This window comes from Pseudomonas sp. NFACC05-1, from assembly GCF_900100135.1.
Taxonomy (GTDB): Bacteria; Pseudomonadota; Gammaproteobacteria; order Pseudomonadales; family Pseudomonadaceae; genus Aquipseudomonas; species Aquipseudomonas fluorescens_Q.
This window is the reverse complement of the sequence record NZ_FMTR01000006.1, coordinates 98,647-124,052: the sequence shown is the minus strand read 5'-3', so window position 1 is coordinate 124,052 and position 25,406 is coordinate 98,647. Positions and strand designations below refer to the sequence as shown.

The 25,406-nt window shown below is 61.9% G+C and carries 24 protein-coding genes and 1 other RNA gene; 20 read left to right on the top strand and 5 right to left on the bottom strand.

Annotation, left to right across the window (positions count from 1 at the left end; genetic code table 11):
- Positions 1-104 precede the first annotated feature (104 nt).
- Both BLO97_RS11965 and BLO97_RS11960 read left to right on the top strand, forming a co-directional pair.
- The gene (locus tag BLO97_RS11965; RefSeq protein WP_003178195.1) at positions 105-722 is read left to right on the top strand and encodes a glutathione S-transferase N-terminal domain-containing protein; all 618 of its coding nucleotides are present in this window, start codon (positions 105-107) and stop codon (positions 720-722) included.
- A 16-nt stretch (positions 723-738) separates the two neighbouring features.
- Positions 739-1,152, top strand: a complete 414-nt coding sequence (locus BLO97_RS11960) for a ClpXP protease specificity-enhancing factor (protein ID WP_053124982.1) — start codon at positions 739-741, stop codon at positions 1,150-1,152.
- A gap of 584 nt (positions 1,153-1,736) precedes the next feature.
- Here BLO97_RS11960 and BLO97_RS31895 read toward each other — a convergent pair.
- The 5 genes from BLO97_RS31895 to BLO97_RS11940 all read right to left on the bottom strand — a co-directional run bounded on the left by BLO97_RS31895 (position 1,737) and on the right by BLO97_RS11940 (position 5,559).
- Positions 1,737-1,862, bottom strand: a complete 126-nt coding sequence (locus BLO97_RS31895; protein ID WP_256571814.1) for a hypothetical protein — start codon at positions 1,860-1,862, stop codon at positions 1,737-1,739.
- 252 nt (positions 1,863-2,114) lie between these two features.
- Positions 2,115-2,693 (bottom strand): BON domain-containing protein, encoded by a 579-nt coding sequence (locus BLO97_RS11955; RefSeq protein WP_003178201.1) that lies wholly within the window; start codon positions 2,691-2,693, stop codon positions 2,115-2,117.
- Positions 2,690-3,283 carry a phosphoheptose isomerase gene (locus tag BLO97_RS11950; RefSeq protein ID WP_007928463.1) on the bottom strand — a complete coding sequence of 198 codons (594 nt, stop codon included), beginning with the start codon at positions 3,281-3,283 and terminating at the stop codon, positions 2,690-2,692. Before BLO97_RS11950 ends, BLO97_RS11955 begins: the two co-directional genes overlap by 4 nt.
- Before the next feature lie 102 nt (positions 3,284-3,385).
- Positions 3,386-3,748 carry a YraN family protein gene (locus BLO97_RS11945; RefSeq protein ID WP_092345998.1) on the bottom strand — a complete coding sequence of 121 codons (363 nt, stop codon included), beginning with the start codon at positions 3,746-3,748 and terminating at the stop codon, positions 3,386-3,388.
- Positions 3,748-5,559 carry a penicillin-binding protein activator gene (locus BLO97_RS11940; RefSeq protein ID WP_092345996.1) on the bottom strand — a complete coding sequence of 604 codons (1,812 nt, stop codon included), beginning with the start codon at positions 5,557-5,559 and terminating at the stop codon, positions 3,748-3,750. Before BLO97_RS11940 ends, BLO97_RS11945 begins: the two co-directional genes overlap by 1 nt.
- A gap of 307 nt (positions 5,560-5,866) precedes the next feature.
- On the opposite strand from BLO97_RS11940, the gene rsmI reads away from it, so the two are divergent.
- From rsmI to lpxC, 18 genes are all read left to right on the top strand, one after another.
- Positions 5,867-6,772 (top strand): 16S rRNA (cytidine(1402)-2'-O)-methyltransferase, encoded by a 906-nt coding sequence (rsmI, locus tag BLO97_RS11935; protein ID WP_072348523.1) that lies wholly within the window; start codon positions 5,867-5,869, stop codon positions 6,770-6,772.
- Between the two features lie 74 nt (positions 6,773-6,846).
- Positions 6,847-7,200, top strand: an RNA gene (gene rnpB / locus BLO97_RS11930) — RNase P RNA component class A.
- A 308-nt stretch (positions 7,201-7,508) separates the two neighbouring features.
- Positions 7,509-7,964 carry a division/cell wall cluster transcriptional repressor MraZ gene (mraZ, locus tag BLO97_RS11925; protein ID WP_003205355.1) on the top strand — a complete coding sequence of 152 codons (456 nt, stop codon included), beginning with the start codon at positions 7,509-7,511 and terminating at the stop codon, positions 7,962-7,964.
- Positions 7,961-8,908 carry a 16S rRNA (cytosine(1402)-N(4))-methyltransferase RsmH gene (rsmH, locus tag BLO97_RS11920; protein ID WP_003205354.1) on the top strand — a complete coding sequence of 316 codons (948 nt, stop codon included), beginning with the start codon at positions 7,961-7,963 and terminating at the stop codon, positions 8,906-8,908. Before mraZ ends, rsmH begins: the two co-directional genes overlap by 4 nt.
- Positions 8,905-9,198 (top strand): cell division protein FtsL, encoded by a 294-nt coding sequence (ftsL, locus tag BLO97_RS11915; RefSeq protein ID WP_072348519.1) that lies wholly within the window; start codon positions 8,905-8,907, stop codon positions 9,196-9,198. The genes rsmH and ftsL overlap by 4 nt, the downstream gene beginning before the upstream one ends.
- Positions 9,198-10,937 (top strand): peptidoglycan D,D-transpeptidase FtsI family protein, encoded by a 1,740-nt coding sequence (locus BLO97_RS11910; protein ID WP_162893922.1) that lies wholly within the window; start codon positions 9,198-9,200, stop codon positions 10,935-10,937. The genes ftsL and BLO97_RS11910 overlap by 1 nt, the downstream gene beginning before the upstream one ends.
- Positions 10,937-12,400, top strand: a complete 1,464-nt coding sequence (locus tag BLO97_RS11905) for a UDP-N-acetylmuramoyl-L-alanyl-D-glutamate--2,6-diaminopimelate ligase (protein WP_092146821.1) — start codon at positions 10,937-10,939, stop codon at positions 12,398-12,400. Before BLO97_RS11910 ends, BLO97_RS11905 begins: the two co-directional genes overlap by 1 nt.
- On the top strand, positions 12,393-13,760 hold the full coding sequence (murF, locus tag BLO97_RS11900; RefSeq protein ID WP_092345994.1) for a UDP-N-acetylmuramoyl-tripeptide--D-alanyl-D-alanine ligase: 1,368 nt from the start codon (positions 12,393-12,395) through the stop codon (positions 13,758-13,760). The genes BLO97_RS11905 and murF overlap by 8 nt, the downstream gene beginning before the upstream one ends.
- Positions 13,760-14,842, top strand: a complete 1,083-nt coding sequence (gene mraY, locus BLO97_RS11895; RefSeq protein ID WP_063324484.1) for a phospho-N-acetylmuramoyl-pentapeptide-transferase — start codon at positions 13,760-13,762, stop codon at positions 14,840-14,842. Before murF ends, mraY begins: the two co-directional genes overlap by 1 nt.
- A 5-nt stretch (positions 14,843-14,847) precedes the next feature.
- Positions 14,848-16,194: a UDP-N-acetylmuramoyl-L-alanine--D-glutamate ligase gene (murD, locus tag BLO97_RS11890; RefSeq protein WP_092223688.1), complete on the top strand. Its 1,347-nt coding sequence runs from the start codon at positions 14,848-14,850 to the stop codon at positions 16,192-16,194.
- Positions 16,191-17,408 (top strand): putative lipid II flippase FtsW, encoded by a 1,218-nt coding sequence (gene ftsW / locus BLO97_RS11885; RefSeq protein WP_063324486.1) that lies wholly within the window; start codon positions 16,191-16,193, stop codon positions 17,406-17,408. Before murD ends, ftsW begins: the two co-directional genes overlap by 4 nt.
- The gene (gene murG, locus BLO97_RS11880; RefSeq protein WP_063324487.1) at positions 17,398-18,468 is read left to right on the top strand and encodes an undecaprenyldiphospho-muramoylpentapeptide beta-N-acetylglucosaminyltransferase; all 1,071 of its coding nucleotides are present in this window, start codon (positions 17,398-17,400) and stop codon (positions 18,466-18,468) included. Before ftsW ends, murG begins: the two co-directional genes overlap by 11 nt.
- The gene (gene murC / locus BLO97_RS11875) at positions 18,461-19,921 is read left to right on the top strand and encodes a UDP-N-acetylmuramate--L-alanine ligase (protein ID WP_063324488.1); all 1,461 of its coding nucleotides are present in this window, start codon (positions 18,461-18,463) and stop codon (positions 19,919-19,921) included. Before murG ends, murC begins: the two co-directional genes overlap by 8 nt.
- A complete protein-coding gene (locus BLO97_RS11870) occupies positions 19,918-20,883 on the top strand; it encodes a D-alanine--D-alanine ligase (RefSeq protein WP_092345992.1) in 966 nt (321 codons plus the stop codon). The genes murC and BLO97_RS11870 overlap by 4 nt, the downstream gene beginning before the upstream one ends.
- A gap of 3 nt (positions 20,884-20,886) precedes the next feature.
- Positions 20,887-21,753, top strand: coding sequence for a cell division protein FtsQ/DivIB (locus BLO97_RS11865; RefSeq protein ID WP_092223686.1), 867 nt, complete (start codon positions 20,887-20,889; stop codon positions 21,751-21,753).
- Between the two features lie 15 nt (positions 21,754-21,768).
- Positions 21,769-23,028 (top strand): cell division protein FtsA, encoded by a 1,260-nt coding sequence (gene ftsA, locus BLO97_RS11860; protein WP_003205342.1) that lies wholly within the window; start codon positions 21,769-21,771, stop codon positions 23,026-23,028.
- A gap of 98 nt (positions 23,029-23,126) precedes the next feature.
- Positions 23,127-24,320: a cell division protein FtsZ gene (ftsZ, locus tag BLO97_RS11855; RefSeq protein ID WP_063324491.1), complete on the top strand. Its 1,194-nt coding sequence runs from the start codon at positions 23,127-23,129 to the stop codon at positions 24,318-24,320.
- A gap of 112 nt (positions 24,321-24,432) precedes the next feature.
- Positions 24,433-25,344 (top strand): UDP-3-O-acyl-N-acetylglucosamine deacetylase, encoded by a 912-nt coding sequence (lpxC, locus tag BLO97_RS11850; protein ID WP_030139673.1) that lies wholly within the window; start codon positions 24,433-24,435, stop codon positions 25,342-25,344.
- Positions 25,345-25,406 lie beyond the last annotated feature (62 nt).

The following is a 25,406-nucleotide window of genomic DNA, read 5'->3' as shown; positions in this document are numbered from 1 at the left end:
TCTCTAATGTAACGAGCCTGGCCAGCCAGGTGTTACGGGAGACGCCCTCTGGGCGCGCTCGTTTTTCCGTTTTTCGATAATTTCAACAAGCGAGGAGGATCGCCATGGGCGTGACCAATCGGTTGGCCTGTTACTCCGACCCCGCCGACCACTATTCCCACCGGGTACGCATCGTACTGGCAGAGAAGGGTGTCAGCGCCGAGATCATTTACGTCGAAGCGGGCCGTCAGCCGCCGAAGCTGATCGAGGTGAACCCTTACGGCAGCCTGCCTACGCTGGTCGATCGTGACCTGGCATTGTGGGAGTCGACCGTGGTGATGGAATATCTGGATGAGCGTTATCCGCATCCGCCTTTGCTGCCGGTGTACCCTGTCGCGCGTGCCAATAGCCGTTTGCTGATCCATCGCATCCAGCGTGACTGGTGCGGGTTGGTGGATCTGATCCTGGATTCCCGGACCAAGGAGCCGGCGCGGGTCGTGGCACGCAAGGAATTGCGTGAAAGCCTGACTGGCGTATCGCCGCTATTCGTCGATAAGCCGTTTTTCCTCAGTGAGGAACAAAGTCTGGTGGATTGCTGCCTATTGCCCATACTCTGGCGTTTGCCGATTCTGGGTATCGAACTGCCGCGGCCTGCCAAGCCGCTGCTTGATTATATGGAGCGCCAATTCGCGCGTGAGGCTTTCCAGGCGAGTCTGTCTGGTGTCGAACGTGACATGCGCTAAGGCTTAGGGAGCCGCTATGAACTCCAGTCGACCTTATCTGGTCCGCGCGCTCTACGAGTGGATTGTGGACAATGATTGCACCCCGCACATGTTGGTCAATGCCGAATTTCCGTCGGTGCAGGTGCCGCAGGGTTTTGCCAATGATGGGCAGATTGTCCTGAACGTGTCGCCAGCCGCTGTGCGTCACCTGCACATGGATAATGACGCCGTCAGCTTTGAAGGGCGCTTCGGTGGTGTGCCGCACACCCTGTACGTGCCAGTTGCTGCGATTCTGGGGATTTATGCCCGGGAGAATGGCCAGGGCATGGTGTTTGAGCTGGAAGCGCCGTTGGACGGTGAAGAAGAGTTCGAGCCGGATGACGACCTGCCACCACCGGATGACGAGCCGCCGCGGCCTAGCGGTAGGCCTAGTCTTAAGGTGGTGAAGTAGCGGAGCGGGTGATCTGTTCGCTGAGGAAAATGCCTGTGTCGAGAGATGTGGGCATTTTTTTTTGGCTGCATTTATTGGTGGATTGGTGTGTATATCCGTTTCTGCGGTAACGGCCACTTAGGGTTCCGCTCTTACAGCGGCTCACTTTTGAAAAGCGCAAAAGTAAGCAAAACGCTATATGCCCCACCACTCGGTGCCTCGCTAGGGCTCGGCATGCCCGAACGCAGGCATTGCTCCGTGGGCCGCCGCGAAGGGCCATCCATGGCCCAGCGCGGCTAACCCGGCATCCATGCCGGGTTGCCCACTGCGCAATACCTGCGTTCGGCCAGCGTGGTTAACGGGGCGCCGAGATCAACGTCCACTGCGAGGCGGCCTGATAGCCGACCTGGTTCTTGATGGGGATCGCGCTCCCACAGGTGTTTGTGTCGTGTGTAGCTGCTGCGAACACCCACAACCCCATGTAAGAGTGAGCTTGCTCGCGATAGCGGTGGCCCAGCCACATAGATGCTGGATATATCCCCGCCCTTGCTTTGCTTTAGATCTTGATCTTGATCTTGATCTTGATCTTGATCTTTGACGCCCCGTTAAACCACGCTGGCCGAACGTAGGCATTGCGCAGTGGGCACCTCGGCATGGATGCCGAGGTAGCCGCGCTGGGCCATGGATGGCCCTTCGCGGCGGCCCACGGAGCAATGCCTGCGTTCGGGCATGCCGAGCCCTAGCGAGGCACCGAGTGGTGGGGCAGAGCGTTTTTGGTTACTTTTGGCGCTCTTCCAAAAGTGACCCGCTGTAAGAGCGGAACCGTCAGTGGCCGTCACCGCAGCAACGGATATACACCCAAAACCCGAAAATCCCGCCCATAAAAAAACGGCGCCTTCCCACCCTGGAAGAAGCGCCGTTTTCTTAAATGATCAACATGACCAACAAGCTGCGTCTCACAAAGCCCGCAACCGAACCACCCCTTAGTCGATGTATTCAAACAACTTGACGATCTTCTGCACCCCAGACACACCCTGCACCAGGTTGGTCGCCTGGGCGGCCTCTTTCTTGGTCAGCAAACCCAGCAGATAAACGATGCCATTCTCGGTCACAACCTTGATGCGTGAGCCAGGAATGCTGGCGTCGGTGAGCATCTGGGTCTTGATCTTGGTGGTCAGCCACGCATCGTTCTGGCGCGCCAGCAGCGAGGAAGGCTGCAAGACCTGCAATTCGTTATGCACGGTCTTGACCCGCTGCACAGCGCTGGCTTCCTGTTCGGCCTTGGCCTTGAGGTCGGCGCGCGGGGTTTGGCCGGCGAGTAGCACGACACCGTTGAAGCTGGTGACGACGATGTGCGAGTTGTTGTCCAGGTCCGGGTCGGCCTTGGCGATGTTCACTCCCACTTTGGTTTCGATCAGGGAGTCGTCGATCTTGCTGCCGAAGGTGCGGGTGCCGCGGTCATCTTCAATCGGCTTTTCCCGGCTGGCGTTAACCACCGATGTGCAGCCGCTGATGCCGAGGCACAGGGTCAGGGCCAGAAGGCCTAGGCGATTAGGGGTCATTCTTCACTCCCGAACAGTTGGCTGTCGATCAAGTCGCAAAGGCAGTGGATCGCCAGCAGGTGGACTTCCTGGATACGTGCGGTGACATTGGCCGGTACGCGGATCTCGACGTCTTCTGGCAATAGCAGGGACGCCATGCCGCCGCCGTCACGACCGGTCAATGCTACGACAATCATTTCGCGATCATGTGCGGCCTGGATCGCTTGAATAATATTGGCCGAGTTGCCGCTGGTGGAAATCGCCAGCAGCACATCGCCGGGTTGGCCCAGGGCGCGGATCTGTTTGGAGAATACCTCGTTGTAGCTGTAGTCGTTGGCGATCGAGGTGATCGTCGAGCTGTCGGTGGTCAGGGCGATCGCCGGCAGGCTCGGGCGCTCGCGTTCGAAGCGGTTGAGCAGTTCCGAAGAGAAGTGCTGGGCGTCGCCGGCCGAGCCGCCATTGCCGCACGAAAGCATCTTGCCCTCGTTGAGCAGGGCGTTGACCATCACTTGGCTGGCTTGCTCGATGTGCGGTGCAAGTACGTCCATCGCCTGTTGCTTGGTGTCGATACTGGCCTGAAAAAGCTGGCGAATTCGCGATTGCATGTCCATCTGTGTGACCTTAAGTAGCGCGGCTTATCGGCACAAACATGTGCGGCGCGCAAAGCAAAGAGCAAAAAAGTTAGGTGGAGGTGTCCGGCTCGGCATGGGCGCTCAACTGTCGAAGGCGTTCTGCAGCCAGTTCAACTGGGCGGCGTTGCTGTCGATGGCAACCACGTCGAAGCGGCAGGGATGATCGGCCCAGCGAGGCTCGCTTTGCAGAAAATACTGTGCGGCCAAAACCAGCTTCTGGCGCTTGCGCTCGTCAATGCTGTCGAGCGCGCCACCCCATTGAGTATTTTTTCTGTAGCGGACTTCGACGAATACTACTGTATCGCCGTCAAGCATGACCAGATCAAGCTCGCCGCGTTTACACAACCAGTTCTGCGCCACCAGCCGCAGGCCTTGTTGCTGGAGATGCGCGAGGGCTTGGCCCTCGGCATCCCGTCCGCTTTGCTGGCGTGATCGGTCGGGCATCAGCGCTGGGTGTCCGGCAGGCGCTGCACCTGGCCGTTGACGAACTCGGCCCATGGCAGTTGACGCTGTACGCGCTGGGTAGCAGACACGGCCAGGCTGCCCGACAAGCCTTCGATGCGGCTGTCCGGCAACGTCTTGAGCTGGCCTAGGCGCGGTGCCAGGCGATAGGCGTCTACACCCATCGCGTACAGCCGGCCCAGGCTGCCGCCTGCCTGGGGCCACTGGGCGGTGACCTGCTTGCGCAGCGGGTCATTGGCGTCGAGCAGCCACGGGGTTTCGCAGAAGCGGATGCCGCTCATGTCGTTGTACTGGTTCTGGTCGCCGCTGGCGCTGAACACTGAAGAAGTGGCGTAGACCGGCACATCACCTGCGTACTGGAAGTTCAGGGTGGGCTTGATCTGCTGGGCCTGTTGCGGCGTCGAGGCCAGGAAGATGAACTCGATGTCCTGGCGACGGGACGGCTGGGCTGCGACCGTGGTGCCAACGGTGCTTTGCAGGCTCTTGGCGCGACCTTCGCTCTGGCGCAGCTGGAACATGTCGGCGATCTGCTGGGCCAGTTGGACTGGCTGGTCGACCCGTTCGATTGCGATGATGGTGCCGCCATTGGCCTGCCAGTCCTGGCTGAAGGCTCTCAGGACGCGATCGCCCCATTCACCCTTCGGTACCATGGCGGCGGCACGATGCAGGCCGTCGGCGCGGGCGCGACGGGAGACTTCGCGGGCTTCATCCTCGGGTGCCAGGCCGAACTGGAACAGTTGCGGCGGCCCTTGTTCACCTTCGCTGTAGTTCAGCGCCAGGGTGGTGATCGGCAGTTGCGGGCGGGTGCTGATCTGCTTGACCAGTGGTTTTTCCAGCGGTCCGACTACCAGTTGCACGCCGTCGGCCTGGGCCTTGCGATAGAACTCGTCCATGGAGGTCAGGCTGGAACTGTCATAGAACTGGATGCTTGGCGGCTTCTGGCCGGCCTGTTGGGCCTGGTAGTGCGCGGCCATGAAGCCCTCACGCAAGGCCTTGGCAACCGCAGCCAGCGGGCCATTTTGTGGCAGCAGCAGGGCAATCTTGCTCAACGGCTGGCTCGCCAGTTCCTTGAGCTTGACCAGTGGTGTCGGCAGTTGCAGGGCGGCGGGGTGTTTCGGGTTCTGTTCGCGCCAGTGGTCGATCGCCGCCTGCTGTTGTTCCAGGGTGCCGGCGGTCTTGACGGCCTGGGCCAGGCTCAGCCAGCCGCCAAGGTCGTCGTTGGAGCTTGGCTGCAACTGGTCGGTGGGCAGCGAGGCGATCAACGACCAGATGGATTCGTGGTTTTTTGCCGCAGCGTCGTTTTCCAGCAGGGGCGCGATGAAAATGCGCTCCTTGGCGGCGGCCAGGGTCTGGCCATCGGCCTCCAGGGCGCGGGCGCGGACGGTACCGGTACGGACCTGCTGCTCCACCGGCATTTCGCTCAGGTGTTGCAGGCTTGGGTGGGCCAGGGCGGTCAGTGCCGCCTTGGGCTGGTTGCGGGTCATCGCCAGTTCAGCCGACAGCGTGCTGGCGAAAATCTGCTGGCCGGGCTTGAGTTGTTCCATCGGCACTTGTTGCAGGATCTGTGCGGACTGGCCGGCATTGCCCTGGCGGTAGGCCAGGTCGGCAGCGCTCAGGCGCAGCAGGGCGGCTTTTTCCGGATTTTTGCTTTGGGTGGCCTGTTCGAGCAACTGCTCGATACTGGCATCCGGGGTGCGTGGAAGTTCGCCAAGGCTGGACGAGGGCGAGCTGGCGCAGGCCGCCAGGAGGGCAGCGAGGCAGAGGGCGGAGAGCAGCCGCAGGCAAGCGATCATGTAAGTGTTCCTGATACGAGATCAAATTAGCGTCGAATTGTACCCAAGCGCTGGCCGGGGCGCGATGTTAGTGGTGTGAATCGATCAATTTAGGTATTGCAGAGAGTGCGGCACAGCACAAAGGCACTGCCCTCCGTGGCGAGGGAGCTTGCTCCCGCTGGGCTGCGCAGCAGCCCCAAACCCATTCAACACGGTATATCCGGGGGGGCGGCTGGCAGATTTTACGGCTGCTGCGCAGCCGAGCGGGAGCAAGCTCCCTCGCCACAATGGCTGATGTGAACAGCCGAGACGGCCTGCACACGCTACAATGGCGGTTTTTACCGATCATGAGGTGTGTGTCTTGACTGCTCCAGGTGCTTTGAATTCCGCTGCCGGCGCGCTTTATGTGGTGGCGACGCCCATCGGCAACCTGGACGATATCAGTGCCCGTGCGCTGAAAATCCTGCAAGAGGTTGCCCTTATCGCAGCCGAAGACACCCGTCATTCCCAGCGCCTGCTGCAGCATTTCGGCATTTCCACGCCGTTGGCGGCCTGTCATGAACACAATGAGCGGGATGAGGGCAGTCGTTTCATTACCCGGCTGTTGGCGGGCGATAACGTCGCGCTGATTTCCGATGCCGGTACGCCGCTGATTTCCGACCCGGGCTATCATCTGGTGCGTCAGGCTCGGGCGGCGGGCATCAGCGTGGTGCCGGTGCCGGGCGCTTGTGCATTGATCGCGGCGCTGTCGGCGGCGGGCCTGCCCTCGGACCGTTTCATCTTCGAAGGTTTCCTGCCGGCCAAGGCGGTGGGGCGTCGGGCGCGCCTGGAGGCTATAAAGGAAGAACCGCGCACGCTGATCTTTTATGAGGCGCCGCACCGCATTCTGGAATGCCTGCAAGACATGGAACTGGTGTTCGGCGCCGAGCGCCCGGCACTGCTGGCTCGCGAGTTGACCAAGACCTTCGAAACCCTCAAGGGGTTGCCGTTGGCGCAGTTGCGAGCCTTCGTCGAAAGCGACAGCAACCAGCAGCGCGGCGAGTGTGTCGTGCTGGTGGCCGGGTGGACAGCCCCGGAAAGTGAAGACGCTGTCAGCAGCGAAGCGATGCGCGTCCTGAACCTGCTACTCGAGGAAATGCCGCTCAAGCGTGCCGCGGCCCTTGCGGCGCAAATCACTGGCGAGCGCAAGAATGTGCTGTACCAGGTCGCACTGGAAAAACAGAAAGGCCAGTGAAACCAAGGCGTGGGTCTGGCCCAAGGCTTTTAGCGCTTGTTCTTCAAGCGCTCTACCGTTAACCTTCGCGGCGGAGAGTCGATCGGACAGTCGCTGCCCTCTATGAGAATTAGGGGGGGGAGGAAAGTCCGGGCTCCATAGGGCGAAGTGCCAGGTAATGCCTGGGAGGCGTGAGCCTACGGAAAGTGCCACAGAAAATAACCGCCTAAGCGCTTCGGCGCCGGTAAGGGTGAAAAGGTGCGGTAAGAGCGCACCGCACGGCTGGCAACAGTTCGTGGCTAGGTAAACCCCACTTGGAGCAAGACCAAATAGGGTCCCAAGGCGTGGCCCGCGCTGGGACCGGGTAGGTTGCTAAAGATGTCCAGTGATGGCCATCGTAGACGAATGACTGTTCAAGACAGAACCCGGCTTACAGATCGACTCTCCACCTTTTCCCTTCCTGCTGGAATCACTGGCAGACGCAGTTCCTAATACCAAAAAAATCTTACTCTTAACAAATCACTTTAACTTGTGCGCGCAGCCTCCTGTGCTTCCTCGGGTTGAGGTGAAATTTCCTACGTCAGATTCTTGTTACCCCTCCTGAAACGCTCCTAAATCTCCGATCTATAAGGCTTTTCCTTCAATCCGCGCCTTGACGGTGCGGTGGGCGCATTCCTATAGTGTGCGCAAGTGGCGGAAAGTGGCATGAAGTGGGTTTTTTTGAAGGTAAAACGCCAAAAAGTGGAGAAACGCAGACGTGTTTCGCGGAGCTAACGCTATCAGTCTCGATGCAAAAGGCCGTCTCGCCATGCCGAGCCGGTATCGTGACGAGCTCGTTTCGCGAAGTTCGGGGCAGTTAATCGTCACGATCGACGCCGTTGATCCATGTTTGTGTGTTTACCCTCTTGATGAGTGGGAAATCATCGAAACCAAACTGCGCGCACTGCCTTCGTTGCGTGAAGAAAACCGCCGTTTGCAACGTTTGCTGATCGGCAATGCCGTCGACCTCGAACTCGATGGCAGCGGTCGTTTCCTGGTTCCGCCGCGCCTGCGCGAATACGCCAAGCTGGACAAGCGCGCGATGCTGGTAGGCCAACTGAACAAGTTCCAGCTGTGGGACGAAGATGCCTGGAATGCGGTTTCTGCCGCCGACCTCGCTGCTATTCAACAACCGGGCGCCATGCCTGATGAACTGCGTGATTTGATCCTGTGACTATTGATAGCGGCTTTAACCACATCACCGTACTGCTTGACGAAGCCGTCGAGGCTCTCGCCGTACGTCCTGATGGCTGCTATCTGGACGGCACATTCGGGCGTGGCGGACACAGCCGGTTGATTCTCAGCAAGCTCGGTCCGGGTGGCCGGTTGCTGGGGTTCGACAAGGATCCTCAAGCGATTGCCACCGGGCAAGCGCTGGCGGCCGAAGACGGCCGCTTTGTCATTGTGCAACGCAGTTTTGCCGAGCTGGCTTCGGAAGTCGCCGAGCGTGGCCTGGCCGGCAAGGTCAGTGGCGTGCTGCTCGACCTGGGCGTGTCTTCGCCCCAACTGGACGACCCGGAGCGCGGTTTCAGTTTCCTCAATGACGGCCCGCTGGACATGCGCATGGATCCGTCCCGTGGCATCAGTGCCGCCGAATTCGTCAATACCGCCCCGGTGGAAGAAATCGCCCGTGTCTTCAAGGAATACGGCGAAGAGCGTTTCTCCGGCCGCATGGCCCGCGCCGTGGTCGAACGCCGCGACATCAAGCCATTCGAGCGCACCGGCGACCTGGCCGAAGTGCTGAAAGTTGCCAATCCGGCCTGGGAAAAGGGCAAGAACCCGGCGACCCGTGCGTTCCAGGGCTTGCGCATCCACGTCAATAACGAGTTGGGCGATCTGGAAGTCGGTCTCGAAGCGGCGCTTGAAGCGCTGGAGATCGGCGGTCGGCTGGTGGTGATCAGCTTCCATTCCCTGGAAGACCGTATCGTCAAGCTGTTCATGCGCAAACTCACCAAGGGTGAAGCCGATAACCTGCCGCGCAACCTGCCGGTGCGTTTCGAAGCCTTCGTGCCAAAAATCAAGATCCATGGCAAAGCGCAGTTCGCCTCCGAGGCTGAACTCAAGGCCAACCCACGTGCCCGTAGCGCCGTCATGCGCGTCGCGGAGAAGTTGCGGTGAGCAAGCTCTTCGCCAAGCCCCTGCCCGGCGGCAGCTTTTTCATGCTGCTGCTGTTTATCGGCGTGCTCGTGTCGGCCATCGCCGTGTCCTATAGTGCGCACTGGAACCGCCAGCTTCTCAATTCCCTTTACAACGAGCTGAGCGTGCGTGACAAGGCGCAGGCCGAGTGGGGCCGGTTGATCCTGGAGCAGAGCACCTGGACTGCCCATAGCCGTATCGAAGTGTTGGCCACCGAACAGCTGAAAATGCGCATTCCCGGCGCTGCCGAAGTGCAGATGGTGGCGCCATGATGAAACTCGAAGGGGCGCTGTTCCCGTGGCGGTTTCGTCTGGTCCTGGGCTTGCTCGGGATCATGGTGGCGGCGATTTCGTGGCGCATCATCGACCTGCAAGTCGTCGACCGTGATTTCCTCAAGGGGCAGGGCGATGCGCGCAGCGTGCGGCATATTCCGATCCCGGCTCACCGTGGCTTGATCACCGACCGCAATGGCGAACCCCTGGCCGTGAGCACCCCGGTGACCACCTTGTGGGCCAACGCCAAGGAAATGCAGCTGGCCAAGGAAAAATGGCCGGCACTGGCCGCTGCCCTCGGGCAGGATCCCAAGGCCCTGGCCGAGCGCCTCGAAGCCCAGGCCAACAAGGAATTCATTTATCTGGTGCGCGGCTTGACCCCCGAACAGGGCCAGAGCGTGCTCGATCTGAAAGTACCTGGTGTCTACGGCATCGAAGAGTTCCGGCGTTTCTATCCGGCCGGTGAAGTCACGGCCCATATGGTCGGGTTTACCGACATTGATGACCGAGGGCGCGAAGGTGTCGAACTGGCCTATGACGAATGGCTCGCCGGGGTCGCCGGCAAGCGCCAAGTCATCAAGGATCGGCGCGGCAGGCTGATCAAGGATGTCCAAGTCACCAAAAACGCCAAGGCCGGCAAGCCCTTGGCGTTGTCCATTGACCTGCGCCTGCAATACCTGGCCAACCGTGAACTGCGCAATGCCATCGTCGAGAACGGTGCCAAGGCCGGCAGCCTGGTGATCATGGACGTGAAGACCGGCGAGATCCTGGCGATGGTCAACCAGCCGACCTACAACCCGAACAACCGTCGCAACCTGCAACCGGCGATGATGCGCAACCGCGCGATGATCGACGTGTTCGAGCCCGGTTCGACCATGAAAGCCGTGTCCATGGCCGCCGCCCTGGAAACCGGGCGCTGGAAACCAAGCGACACCGTCGAGGTGTACCCGGGCACCCTGCAGATCGGCAAGTACACCATTCGTGACGTGTCCAAGACCGAAGGCCCGGTGCTCGACCTGACCGGCATCCTGATCAACTCCAGTAACGTGGGTATGAGCAAGATCGCCTTCGATATCGGCGGCGAGACGATTTATCGCCTGGCCCAGAAAATCGGCCTCGGCCAGGACACCGGCCTGGGCTTCCCGGGCGAGCGTGTCGGCAACCTGCCGAACTACCGGGACTGGCGCAAGGCTGAAACCGCTACGTTGTCCTACGGCTACGGTGTTTCCGTGACCGCGATCCAACTGGTCCACGCGTTCTCCGCGTTGGCGAACAACGGGCGTATCGCCCCGCTGACCCTGATCAAGACCGACAAGGCGCCGCAGACCACCCAGGTGATCCCGGAGAACGTCGCCAAGACTATGCAGGGCATGCTGCAACAGGTGATCGAGGCCCCGCGCGGTGTCTATCGCGCCCAGGTGCCGGCCTATCACGTGGCAGGTAAGTCGGGTACCGCCCGTAAAACCTCCGTGGGCACTAAAGGCTACGCCGAGAATTCCTACCGTTCGCTGTTTGCCGGCTTCGGCCCGATGAGCGACCCGCGCTACGCCATCGTTGTGGTCATCGATGAGCCGAGCAAGGCGGGCTACTTCGGTGGCCTGGTCTCGGCACCGGTGTTCAGCAAAGTGATGTCCGGCACCCTGCGCCTGATGAACATTACCCCGGATAACCTGCCGCCGACCCAGCAAGCGAATACCGCACCGGTCGTGCCCTTGAAAGCCGAAGGAGGGCGTGGCTGATGTCCCTGAGCCTGAACAAGATTTTCGCCCACGCCGGTCACGATCTGCTGATTCGCGAACTGGCCCTGGACAGCCGCAATGTCCGCGCCGGGGACTTGTTCCTGGCGGTGCCGGGTGCCCGTTTCGATGGCCGTGCCCACATCGCCGATGCCTTGAAGCGTGGCGCGGCTGCCGTGGCGTATGAAGTGGCCGGGGCGACCGTGCTGCCGATCACCGACGTTCCGCTGATTCCGGTCAAGGGCCTGGCGGCCCAGCTGTCGGACATCGCTGGGCGTTTCTATGGCGACCCGAGCCGTCACCTGAACCTGGTGGGCGTGACCGGTACCAACGGCAAGACCAGCGTGACCCAACTGGTGGCCCAGGCCCTGGACCTGCTAGGCCAGCATTGCGGCATCGTCGGGACCCTGGGCAACGGCTTCCATGGCGCGCTGGAAAGTGGCCTGCACACCACGCCGAACCCGATTGCCGTGCAGGCGACCCTGGCGGACCTGAAGAAGGCCGGTGCCAAGGCCGTTGCGATGGAAGTCTCTTCCCATGGCTTGGACCAGGGCCGTGTGACCGCGCTGGCGTTCGATGTCGCGGTGTTGACCAACCTGTCCCGGGATCACCTGGATTACCACGGCACCATGCAGGCCTACGGTGAGGCCAAGGCCAAGCTGTTTGCCTGGAATGACCTGAAGTGCCGGGTCATCAACCTCGATGACGAATTCGGTCGGCAACTGGCTGCCGAAAAGCGCGAGTCGCGGTTGATCACCTACAGCCTGGAAGATGCCAGCGCCTACCTTTATGTACGCCAGGCGCAATTCAATGACGAAGGCGTGCGCGCCACGCTGGTCACGCCCCAGGGCGAGCACCACTTGCGCAGCACTTTGCTTGGCCGCTTCAACCTGAGCAACGTATTGGCGGCCATCGGCGCCTTGCTCGGCCTGGACTACGCGCTGGACGAAATTCTCAAGGTCTTGCCGAAGCTCGAGGGCCCGGCCGGTCGCATGCAGCGTTTGGGCGGTGGGACTCAACCACTGGTCGTGGTCGATTACGCCCATACCCCTGACGCGTTGGAAAAAGTTCTCACGGCCCTGCGTCCTCACGCCAAGGGCAGGTTGCTGTGCCTGTTCGGCTGCGGTGGCGATCGTGACCGCGGCAAACGCCCACTGATGGCTGAAGTCGTGGAGCGGTTGGCAGACGGCGTGCTGGTCACCGACGACAACCCTCGTACCGAAGATCCGCAGCGGATTTTCGACGACATCCGCGCCGGTTTTACGGCTGTGGATAACGTCACCTTCGTCGCCGGCCGCGGTCAGGCCATTGCCCAGTTGATCGCCAGCGCCTCGGCGGACGATGTCATCGTCCTGGCCGGCAAGGGCCATGAGGATTATCAGGAAATCAACGGCGAACGGCATGCGTTCTCCGACCTGGTGGAAGCCGATCATGCCCTGACCGCGTGGGAGGTGGCTCATGCTTAAGGCCCTGAAGCTCAGCGAACTGACCAACGCCCTGAACGGGCGCCTCATCGCGGCGGACGCCAGCTTCGACGGCGTCAGCATCGACAGCCGGGCCATTGCTCCGGGGCAGCTGTTCGTCGCCCTGGCCGGACCGCGTTTCGACGGCCACGATTACTTGAACGAAGTCGCCGCCAAAGGGGCGGTCGCGGCACTGGTCGAACGGGAAGTGACCAACAGTACGCTGCCGCAGTTGCTGGTCGCTGACACCCGTCAGGCCCTGGGCCAACTGGGCGCGTTGAACCGCGCCGGGTTTGACAAGCCGGTGGTGGCCATCACCGGCTCCAGCGGCAAGACCACCGTCAAGGAAATGCTCGCCAGCATCCTGCGCACGCGCGGTCTGGTGCTGGCGACCCGTGGCAACCTGAACAATGACCTCGGCGTGCCACTGACCTTGCTGGAGCTGGCGCCGGAACACAGCGCCGCTGTCATCGAGCTGGGGGCTTCGCGGCTCGGCGAGATTGCCTACACCGTGGCCATGACCAAGCCTCATGTGGCGGTGCTCAACAACGCCGGGACTGCTCACGTCGGCGAGTTCGGCGGCCCGGAAAAAATCGTCGAGGCCAAGGGCGAGATCATCGAAGGGCTGGATGCCGATGGCGTCGCTGTGCTGAATCTCGACGACAAGGCCTTCGAAATCTGGAAGACCCGGGCGGGCGAGCGCAAGGTGCTGACTTTTGCCCTGAGCAACCTCGCCGCGAATTTCTACGCCAGCGACCTGGACCGCGATGCCCGCGGTTGCCCGGCCTTCAACCTGCACAGTCCGGATGGCGCCGAGCGGGTGCAATTGAACCTGCTCGGCACGCATAACGTTGCCAACGCCCTGGCCGCGGCGGCTGCCGCCCATGCGCTGGGCGTATCGCTGCCGGGCATTGTCGCCGGGCTGAACGCCGTGCAGCCGGTCAAGGGGCGCTCTGTTGCGCAACTGGCCAGTAATGGCATGCGCGTGATCGACGACACCTATAACGCCAACCCGTCGTCCATGTGCGCAGCCGTGGATATCCTCGCCGGTTTCTCCGGCCGTACCGTATTGGTGCTGGGGGATATCGGTGAGCTGGGCGAGTGGGCGCAACAGGGGCATCACGATGTCGGTGCCTATGCGCGCGGCAAGGTCGACGCGCTGTATGCGGTCGGTCCGATGATGGCCCATGCGGTCGCCGCGTTTGGCGAGCACGCACGGCATTTCACCACTCAGGCCGAGCTGATCCAGGCCCTGGGCGCCGAGCAGGATCCGAACACCACCTTATTGATCAAGGGCTCACGCAGCGCAGCGATGGAAAACATCGTCGCGGCGCTGTGCGGCGCCTCCACGGAGAAACATTAATGCTGCTGCTGCTAGCGGAGTACCTGCAACAGTTCCACAAAGGCTTCGCGGTCTTCCAGTACCTGACCCTGCGCGGGATCCTGGGTGTGCTGACCGCGCTGTCGTTGTCGCTGTTCCTGGGCCCGTGGATGATCCGCACTCTGCAGAACCTGCAAATCGGCCAGTCGGTTCGTAACGATGGCCCGCAATCGCACCTGTCCAAATCCGGCACCCCGACCATGGGCGGCGCGCTGATCCTGTCGTCTATCGGCATCAGCACCCTGCTCTGGGCCGACCTGGCGAACCGGTATGTCTGGGTCGTGCTGTTGGTGACCTTGTTCTTCGGGGCCATCGGCTGGGTTGACGACTACCGCAAGGTCATCGAGAAGAACTCCCGTGGGCTGCCAAGCCGCTGGAAGTATTTCTGGCAGTCGGTGTTCGGCCTCGGCGCGGCGATCTTCCTTTATATGACCGCTGCTTCGCCGGTGGAGACCACCCTGATCCTGCCGATGCTCAAGGACTACAGCATTCCGCTGGGCGCAGGTTTCATCGTGCTGACCTACTTGGTGATCGTCGGTTCGAGCAACGCGGTCAACCTCACCGACGGCCTCGATGGCCTGGCGATCATGCCTACGGTCATGGTCGGCGGCGCCCTGGGGATCTTCTGCTACCTGTCGGGTAACGTGAAATTCGCTGAATACCTGCTGATCCCTTATGTACCGGGGGCGGGTGAACTGATCGTGTTCTGCGGCGCGCTGATCGGTGCCGGCCTGGGCTTCCTGTGGTTCAACACCTACCCGGCACAAGTCTTCATGGGAGACGTCGGCGCGCTGGCGCTGGGCGCGGCCCTGGGCACCATCGCGGTCATCGTTCGCCAGGAAATCGTCCTGTTCATCATGGGCGGTGTGTTCGTGATGGAGACCCTGTCAGTCGTCATTCAGGTTGCTTCCTTTAAATTGACCGGCCGCCGCGTATTCCGCATGGCGCCGATCCACCACCACTTTGAACTCAAGGGCTGGCCCGAGCCGCGTGTGATCGTCCGTTTCTGGATCATCACCGTGATTCTGGTACTGGTCGGCCTTGCCACCCTGAAGCTGAGGTAGAACGAGTGTCCCTGATCGCTTCTGACCACTTCCGCATCGTTGTCGGCCTCGGCAAGAGCGGCATGTCCCTGGTTCGCTTCCTGGCGAGCCGGGGCGTGTCGTTTGCCGTCGCCGATACGCGGGAAAATCCACCTGAGCTGGCCACGCTGCGCCGTGACTATCCCCAGGTGGACGTGCGTTGTGGCGAGCTGGACGTCGAGTTCCTGTGCCGCGCCGATGAGCTCTACGTGAGCCCCGGCCTGGCCCTGGCGACCCCGGCCCTGCAGGCGGCCGCTGCCCGTGGCGTGAAATTGTCCGGCGACATCGAGCTGTTCGCGCGCAACGCCAAGGCGCCGATCGTTGCCATCAGCGGCTCCAACGCCAAGAGCACCGTCACCACCCTGGTGGGCGAGATGGCTGCGGCGGCCGGCAAGCGCGTCGCCGTGGGCGGCAACCTGGGCACCCCGGCGCTGGACCTGCTCAGTGACGACGTCGAGCTGTACGTGATGGAGTTGTCGAGCTTCCAGCTGGAAACCACCGACCACCTGGGCGCCGAAGTGGCGACCGTGCTCAACATCAGCGAAGACCACATGGACCGCTACAGCGGCCTGCCGGCTTATCACCTGGCCAAGCACCGGATCTTCCGTGGTGCCCGGCAAGTGGTGTTCAACCGCCAGGATGCCCTGACTCGTCCATTGTTGGGCGAGGGCATGCCGTGCTGGTCCTTCGGCCTGGGTGTGCCGGACTTCAAAGGCTTCGGGCTGCGCGAAGAGAATGGCGAAAAATACCTGGCCTTCGAATTCCAGAACCTGATGCCGGTGCGCGAACTGAAGATTCGTGGCGCCCACAACCAGGCCAATGCCTTGGCCGCGTTGGCCCTGGGGCATGCGGTCGGCCTGCCGTTCGATGCCATGCTCTCGGCCCTGCGCACGTTTGCCGGTCTCGAACACCGCTGCCAGTGGGTGCGCGACCTCGATGGCGTGGCCTGGTACAACGACTCCAAGGCCACCAATGTCGGTGCCGCGCTGGCGGCCATCGAAGGGCTGGGGGCGGACATCGCAGGCAAGCTCGTGCTGATCGCCGGCGGCGACGGCAAGGGCGCCGACTTCAAGGACCTGCGCGACCCGGTGGCGGCCAACTGCCGTGCCGTGGTGCTGATGGGCCGCGACCGTGAATTGATCGCCCAGGCGCTCGGCGATGCCGTGCCGCTGGTTCGGGTCGGTTCGCTGGACGAGGCGGTGCAACAGTGCCGCGCCCTTGCGCAACCAGGCGATGCGGTGCTGTTGTCGCCGGCCTGCGCCAGTTTCGACATGTTCAAGAACTATGAAGAGCGCGGGCAGCTGTTCGCCCGGGCCGCGGAGGACTTGGCATGAGCCTGATGAACATCATCAAGCCGTACCCGTCGCCGCTGATCACCGGGCGCGGCATCGACCTGGATTTCCCGATGCTTGCCGGTTGCCTGGCCTTGCTGGGCCTGGGCCTGGTGATGATCACGTCCGCCTCGTCGGAAGTGGCCGCCGTGCAGTCGGGCAACACGCTTTATCACATGATCCGCCACCTGATTTACCTGGTGATCGGCCTGGGCGCATGCATCGTCACCATGATGGTGCCAATCGCTACCTGGCAACGCCTGGGCTGGATGATGCTGCTCGGTGCCTTCGGCCTGTTGGTGATGGTGCTGGTGCCGGGTATCGGCCGCGAGGTCAACGGCTCGATGCGCTGGATTGGCTTCAGTTTCTTCAACGTTCAGCCTTCGGAGATCGCCAAGGTCTTCGTGGTGATTTTCCTGGCCGGTTACCTGGTGCGTCGCCAGAAAGAAGTGCGCGAGAGCTGGATGGGGTTCTTCAAGCCGTTCATCGTCTTGCTGCCGATGGCGGGCCTGCTGCTGATGGAGCCGGACTTCGGCGCCACGGTGGTGATGATGGGCGCCGCGGCGGCGATGCTGTTCCTCGGTGGGGTCGGGCTGTTTCGTTTCATCCTGATGGTGGCGTTGGCGGTGGCGGCCGTGACCGTGCTGGTCCAGGCGCAACCGTACCGGATGGCGCGCCTGATCACCTTTACCGACCCGTGGGCCGACCAGTTCGGCTCCGGTTATCAATTGACCCAGGCGCTGATCGCCTTCGGTCGCGGCGAGTGGCTGGGCGTAGGCCTGGGCAACAGCGTGCAGAAGCAGTTCTACCTGCCGGAAGCCCACACCGACTTCGTGTTCTCGGTCCTGGCCGAAGAGCTGGGCGTGGTCGGCTCCCTGTGCACCGTCGCCCTGTTTGTGTTCGTCTGCGTACGCGGCATGTACATCGGCTTGTGGGCCGAAAAGGCCAAGCAGTTTTTTGCCGCTTACGTGGCGTATGGCTTGTCGTTCCTGTGGATCGGCCAGTTCCTGATCAACATCGGCGTGAACGTTGGCCTGTTGCCGACCAAGGGCCTGACGCTGCCGTTCCTCAGTTATGGCGGCAGTTCCCTGGTGATCTGCTGTGCCTGTCTCGGCCTGTTGCTGCGCATCGAATGGGAGAGCCGAACCCACCTGGGCAGCGAAGAGATGGAATTCCAGGAGAGCGACTTCGCCGAGGAGCCGATTCATGGGCGCTAACGTGCTGATCATGGCGGGTGGTACCGGCGGGCACGTATTCCCGGCGCTGGCCTGTGCCCGGGAGTTCCAGGCGCGCGGCTACACCGTGCACTGGCTGGGCACGCCACGGGGCATCGAGAACGAACTGGTGCCAGCTGCCGGCCTTGAGCTGCACCGGATCGACGCCAGCGGCCTGCGGGGCAAGGGCAAGTTGTCGTTGCTCAAGGCGCCGCTGATGCTGCTCAAGTCGATCAGGCAGGCGCGGGCGATCATCCGTCGGTTGCGCCCGGTGTGCGTGGTCGGGTTTGGCGGTTATGTGACCGGTCCTGGTGGTGTTGCGGCGAAATTGGCCGGTGTGCCGGTGATCGTTCACGAACAGAACGCCGTGGCCGGTACCGCCAATCGGTTACTGGTGCCGTTGGCCGCCCGGGTCTGTGAAGCCTTTCCCGACACCTTTACCCTGTCGGGCAGCCGCCGCACCACCGGTAATCCGGTGCGTACCGAGCTGTTTTTTGATGCGCCGCGCCCGGCCCTGGCTGGACGCAAGGCACGTCTGCTGGTCCTGGGCGGAAGCCTGGGGGCCGAACCGTTGAACAAATTGCTGCCCGAAGCCCTGTCGCAGGTTGCCCCCGAGCTGCGGCCGGAAGTGTTTCACCAGGCTGGCAAAAACCACGATGAAGTGACCGCCGAGCGCTATCGCGCGGCCGGCGTCGAGGCGCAAGTACAGCCTTTCATCAACGACATGGCCCAAGCCTATGGCTGGGCCGACCTGGTGGTCTGCCGCGCAGGCGCGCTGACCATCAGTGAACTGGCTGCCGCCGGTCTGCCCTCGATGCTGGTGCCTTTGCCCCACGCCATCGACGATCACCAGACCCGTAACGCCGATTATTTGGCCCGTGAAGGCGCTGCCTTCCTGATGCCGCAAAGAACGACTGGCGCCGCGGATCTTGCCGCCCGCCTGACAGAGGTTTTGATGCAGCCGCAACGACTTGAAGACATGGCCCGCGCCGCACGCCGCCTGGCCAAACCCGATGCCACGAGCCAAGTGGTCGATACCTGCCTGGAGGTGGCCCATGGTTGAGAATCGCAAAGCCATGCCGCAACCGGAAATGCGCCGTATCCGTCGCATCCACTTCGTCGGTATCGGCGGCGTGGGCATGTGCGGGATTGCCGAAGTGCTGCTGAACCTGGGTTATCAGGTTTCCGGTTCCGACCTGAAAGCCTCCCCGGTCACCGAGCGCCTGGAATCCTTCGGCGCCCAGATATTTATCGGCCACCGTGCCGAGAACGCCGCCAATGCCGACGTGCTGGTGGTTTCCAGTGCCGTGAACACGTCCAACCCGGAAGTCGCCACCGCCCTGGAGCGCCGTATCCCCGTGGTACCACGGGCCGAGATGCTGGCCGAGCTGATGCGCTATCGCCACGGCATCGCCGTCGCCGGTACCCACGGCAAGACCACCACTACCAGCCTGATCGCTTCGGTGTTCGCGGCCGGTGGCCTGGACCCGACCTTTGTGATCGGCGGTCGCCTGAACGCCGCGGGCACCAATGCCCAGCTGGGCACCAGCCGCTACCTGATCGCCGAAGCCGACGAGAGCGATGCGAGCTTCCTGCACCTGCAACCGCTGGTGGCCGTGGTCACCAACATTGACGCCGACCACATGGCGACCTACGACGGCGACTTCAACAAGCTGAAGAAAACCTTCGTCGAATTCCTGCACAACCTGCCGTTCTACGGTTTGGCGGTGGTGTGCCTGGACGATCCGGTGGTGCGCGAGATTTTGCCGCTGATCAAGCGTCCGACCGTGACCTACGGTTTCGGCGAAGACGTCGACGTGCGCGCCATCAACGTGCGCCAGCAGGGCATGCAGACGTTCTTCACCGTACTGCGCCCCGATCGCGAGCCGTTGGATGTGTCGGTGAACATGCCCGGCAACCACAACGTACTCAATGCCTTGGCCACCATCTGCATCGCCACCGACGAAGGCGTCAGCGATGAAGCCATCGTCCAGGGCCTGTCCGGGTTCCAGGGCGTGGGCCGACGTTTCCAGGTCTACGGCGAACTGCCGGTGGACGGCGGCAACGTGATGCTGGTGGACGACTACGGCCACCATCCGACCGAAGTCGCGGCGGTGATCAAGGCCGTGCGCGGTGGCTGGCCGGAGCGGCGCCTGGTGATGGTCTACCAGCCCCACCGCTACAGCCGCACCCGCGACCTGTACGACGATTTCGTCCAGGTGCTGGCCGACGCCAACGTGCTGCTGTTGATGGAAGTCTATCCGGCCGGTGAAGAGCCGATCCCGGGGGCCGACAGCCGCCAGCTGTGCCACAGCATTCGCCAGCGTGGTCAGTTGGACCCGATCTACATCGAGCGTGGCGTGGAGTTGGCGCCGCTGGTCAAGCCGCTGCTGCGCGCCGGCGACATCCTGCTGTGCCAGGGTGCCGGTGACATTGGTGGCCTGGCCCCGAAACTGTTGAAAAGTCCGTTATTCGCCGGAGCAATCGTGGCCTCCAGCGAGGGGAAACTGAAATGACTGCTGCCTACGCCAACCTGGTCTCGACCCTTGACCCGAAAGCCTTCGGCCGCGTTGCCGTGCTGTTCGGTGGCAAGAGCGCCGAGCGCGAGGTATCCCTCAAGTCCGGTAACGCCGTACTGCAAGCCCTGCAAAGCGCCGGTGTCGACGCATTCGGCATCGACGTGGGCGACGATTTCCTGCAGCGCCTGCTGAGCGAAAAAATCGACCGCGCGTTCATCATCCTGCACGGCCGTGGCGGCGAAGACGGCAGCATGCAAGGCCTGCTCGAGTGCCTGGGCATTCCCTACACCGGCAGCGGCATCCTGGCTTCCGCCCTGGCGATGGACAAGCTGCGCACCAAGCAGGTCTGGCACAGCCTTGGCATCCCGACACCGCGTCACGCCGTGCTGGCATCCGAGGCCGATTGTATTTCGGCGGCCACGGAACTGGGCTTCCCTTTGATCGTCAAACCGGCCCATGAAGGTTCAAGTATCGGCATGGCGAAAGTGAGTTCGCTGCCTGAGTTGACCGCGGCATGGAAAGACGCCAGTTCCTACGATTCGCAAGTGTTGGTCGAACAATGGATCTCCGGTCCCGAGTTCACCATCGCCACCCTGCGTGACCAGGTGTTGCCCCCGATTGCGCTGGGCACGCCCCACACGTTCTACGACTACGACGCCAAGTACATCGCCAACGATACCCAGTACCGCATTCCCTGTGGGCTGGACGCTGCCAAGGAAAAAGAACTGATGGACCTCACGGCCAAGGCCTGTGAGGCGCTGGGTATCGCCGGTTGGGGCAGGGCAGACGTGATGCAGGACGCCGATGGGCAGTTCTGGTTCCTGGAAGTCAACACCGCGCCTGGCATGACCGACCACAGCCTGGTGCCGATGGCGGCTCGCGCCGCCGGTCTGGATTTCCAGCAACTGGTGGTGTCGATCCTGGCCGCCAGTGTCGGCCATCAAGAGCCAAGAGGTTAAGCCATGCAAGGCGCATCGCTTCGTCATCAGCCATCCGCACCCGGTCGCAAGCCGGTGCCGCGGGGTGCCAGCCGAATGGTGGCCAAAGAGCCGATGTCGGCGCGCTTGCCGAAAGCCAATTTTGGTTTTCTCAAGAGCTTGTTCTGGCCGGTGCTGCTGGTGGCGTTGGGGTTCGGTACGTATGAAGGCGCGCAACGGTTGCTGCCTTATGCCGACCGGCCGATCGCCCGGATCAACGTCCAGGGCGACCTGAGCTACATCAGTCAGCAGGCCGTGCAGCAGCGGATCGCTCCGTACGTCGCGTCGAGTTTCTTCACCATCGACCTGGCGGGCATGCGCAAAGAACTGGAGCAGATGCCTTGGATCGCCCACGCCGAAGTCCGCCGGGTGTGGCCCGACCAGGTGTCGATCCGCCTGGAAGAGCAATTGCCAGTGGCCCGTTGGGGCGACGAGTCGTTGTTGAACAACCAGGGCCAGGCGTTTACGCCGCGGGAACTGGCCAACTATGAACATTTGCCACAACTGTTCGGTCCACAGCGGGCCCAGCAGCAAGTGATGCAGCAGTACCAGGTGTTGAGCCAGATGTTGCGGCCATTGGGCTTCTCCATCGCGCGCCTGGAATTGCGTGAGCGCGGCAGTTGGTTCCTGACCACTGGCGCGGGCAGCTCGGGACCGGGCATCGAGCTGTTGCTCGGGCGCGGCAACCTGGTGGAAAAGATGCGCCGCTTCATCGCCATCTACGACAAGACGCTCAAAGAACAGATTACGAACATTGCGCGCATCGATCTGCGCTATGCCAACGGCCTGGCCGTTGGCTGGCGGGAACCTGTAGCGCCGACGACGGCCGAACCCGCCGTCGCGAAGAATTAAGAAGAGGCAGGACCCATGGCAAACGTGCAAAGCGGGAAAATGATCGTCGGTCTTGATATCGGCACTTCCAAGGTGGTGGCGCTGGTAGGCGAAGTCGCGGACGACGGCACGCTGGTCATCGTCGGGATCGGTACACACCCGTCCCGTGGCTTGAAAAAAGGCGTGGTGGTGAACATCGAGTCCACCGTGCAATCGATCCAGCGCGCCATCGAAGAGGCGCAGCTGATGGCCGGTTGCCGGATCCACTCGGCGTTCGTCGGCGTGGCGGGCAATCACATCCGCAGCCTGAACTCCCACGGCATCGTGGCGATTCGTGATCGCGAAGTCAGCTCCGCCGACCTTGAGCGCGTGCTCGACGCGGCCCAGGCCGTGGCGATCCCGGCGGACCAGCGTGTGTTGCACACCCTGCCGCAGGATTACGTGATCGATAACCAGGAAGGCGTGCGTGAGCCCCTGGGCATGTCCGGCGTGCGCCTGGAAGCCAAGGTCCACGTGGTGACCTGTGCAGTGAACGCGGCGCAGAACATCGAGAAATGCGTGCGCCGCTGCGGACTGGAAATTGACGACATCATCCTCGAGCAACTGGCCTCGGCCTACTCGGTGCTGACCGACGACGAGAAAGAACTGGGCGTATGCCTGGTGGACATCGGCGGCGGCACCACCGACATCGCGATCTTCACCGAAGGCGCCATTCGCCACACGGCGGTGATCCCGATTGCCGGTGATCAGGTGACCAACGACATCGCCATGGCGTTGCGCACCCCGACCCAGTACGCCGAGGAAATCAAGATCCGTTACGCCTGTGCCCTGGCGAAGCTGGCCGGTGCCGGCGAAACCATCAAGGTGCCAAGCGTCGGCGACCGTCCACCGCGCGAGCTGTCGCGCCAGGCCCTGGCCGAAGTGGTCGAGCCGCGCTACGACGAGCTGTTCACGCTGATCCAGGCCGAACTGCGCCGCAGTGGCTACGAAGACCTGATCCCGGCCGGCATCGTGCTGACCGGCGGTACGTCGAAGATGGAAGGCGCGGTCGAGCTGGCCGAAGAGATTTTCCACATGCCGGTGCGCCTGGGCGTGCCCCATGGCGTCAAGGGCCTGGATGACGTGGTCCGCAACCCGATCTATTCCACTGGCGTGGGCCTGTTGATGTACGGCCTGCAGAAGCAGTCCGACGGGATTTCGTTCTCAGGCATCGGCAGCCGCGACAGCTATAGCAGCGACGAGCCGAAGGCTCCGCTGTTCGAGCGGCTCCAGGCTTGGGTCAAAGGCAACTTTTAAACAGTTTCAAAGCTTCAAGCGGCAGGTTTCAGGCTTGGCGCTGGAAGACGCAGCAAACGCAGTAGGCGAAAAAACTAGAGAATGAAAGGAGAGGGAAAATGTTCGAACTCGTAGACAACATCCCCGCTAGCCCGGTTATCAAAGTAATCGGTGTCGGCGGTGGCGGCGGCAACGCTGTCAACCACATGGTCAAGAGCAACATTGAAGGCGTTGAATTCATCTGCGCCAACACTGATGCCCAGGCGCTGAAATCCATCGGCGCGCGGACCATCCTGCAACTGGGCACTGGCGTGACCAAAGGCCTGGGCGCCGGCGCCAACCCTGAAGTCGGTCGTCAGGCCGCTCTCGAAGACCGTGAGCGTATCGCTGAAGTCCTGCAAGGCACCAACATGGTGTTCATCACCACGGGCATGGGTGGCGGTACCGGTACCGGTGCGGCGCCAATCATTGCCGAAGTGGCCAAGGAAATGGGGATCCTCACCGTTGCGGTGGTGACTCGTCCGTTCCCGTTCGAAGGCCGCAAGCGCATGCAGATCGCCGACGAAGGTATCCGTCTGCTGTCTGAAAGCGTCGACTCGTTGATCACCATCCCCAACGAGAAGCTGCTGACCATCCTCGGTAAAGACGCCAGCCTGCTGTCGGCTTTCGCCAAGGCTGACGATGTACTGGCCGGTGCCGTTCGCGGTATCTCCGACATCATCAAGCGTCCGGGCATGATCAACGTCGACTTTGCCGACGTACGGACGGTCATGAGCGAAATGGGCATGGCGATGATGGGCACTGGCTGCGCCAGCGGTCCGAACCGTGCACGCGAGGCCACCGAAGCGGCCATTCGCAACCCGTTGCTCGAAGACGTGAACCTGCAAGGTGCGCGTGGCATCCTGGTGAACATCACCGCCGGTCCTGACCTGTCCCTGGGTGAGTACTCCGACGTGGGTAGCATCATCGAAGCCTTCGCTTCCGAGCACGCGATGGTCAAGGTCGGTACCGTTATCGATCCGGACATGCGCGACGAGCTGCACGTCACCGTGGTTGCCACCGGTCTGGGCGCCAAAATCGAGAAGCCTGTGAAGGTCATCGACAACACCGTTCACACTTCCATGGCTTCGCAACCGCAACAACAAGTGTCTGCCCGTCAGGAAGCGCCTGCGGTGAACTACCGTGACCTGGACCGTCCGACCGTCATGCGCAACCAGGCCCAGGCCGGTACTGCGACTGCCGCGAAGATGAATCCGCAAGACGATCTGGATTACCTGGACATCCCGGCTTTCCTGCGTCGTCAGGCCGATTGATGAAATGTATCAGGGGGATACGGGTGATTGGTGTTCAGCAAAGGTCTGGTCTGCTATCATCGCCAGCCTTTGTTGATACCAGTTCGCAATTTGCGCTGAAGCGGCCCATGCCATGATTAAACAACGCACCCTGAAGAATATTATCCGTGCCACAGGTGTCGGCTTGCACTCCGGCGAGAAGGTCTACCTGACCCTCAAGCCCGCGCCTGTCGATACCGGCATTGTGTTTTGTCGTGCCGACCTCGACCCTGTGGTGCAGATTCCTGCTCGCGCGGAAAACGTTGGTGAAACCACTATGTCGACCACTCTGGTCAACGGTGACACCAAAGTGGATACGGTGGAGCATTTGCTCTCGGCCATGGCTGGCCTGGGCATCGATAACGCCTACGTCGAGCTCTCCGCGTCCGAAGTCCCGATCATGGATGGCAGTGCCGGACCCTTCGTATTCCTGATTCAATCGGCTGGCCTGGAAGAGCAGGACGCAGCCAAGAAGTTCATCCGCATCCTGCGGGAAGTGACCGTGGAAGACGGCGACAAGCGCGCCACTTTCGTCCCTTTCGAAGGTTTCAAGGTGAGCTTCGAGATCGATTTCGATCACCCGGTTTTCCGTGACCGCACCCAGAGTGCAAGCGTGGATTTTTCCAGCACTTCGTTCGTAAAAGAAGTCAGCCGCGCCCGTACCTTCGGTTTCATGAGTGACATCGAGTACCTGCGCAAGCACAACCTCGCACTCGGCGGCAGTGTTGAAAACGCGATCGTGGTCGATTCCGATGGTGTATTGAACGAAGACGGTCTTCGTTATGAAGACGAATTCGTCAAGCACAAGATCCTCGATGCAATCGGCGACCTCTACCTGCTGGGCAATAGCCTGATTGGTGAGTTCAAGGGCTTCAAGTCCGGCCATGCACTGAACAACCAGCTGCTGCGCAAGTTGATTGAGCAGAAAGATGCTTGGGAAGTCGTGACGTTCGAAGACGCCAGCACCGCACCAATCTCTTACATGCGCCCTGTTGCGGCCGTGTAGGCAAAAAAACCTCTCTAGTTTTTGAAGGCTGCCTTTGGGTGGCCTTTTTTTATGGCTGTTTC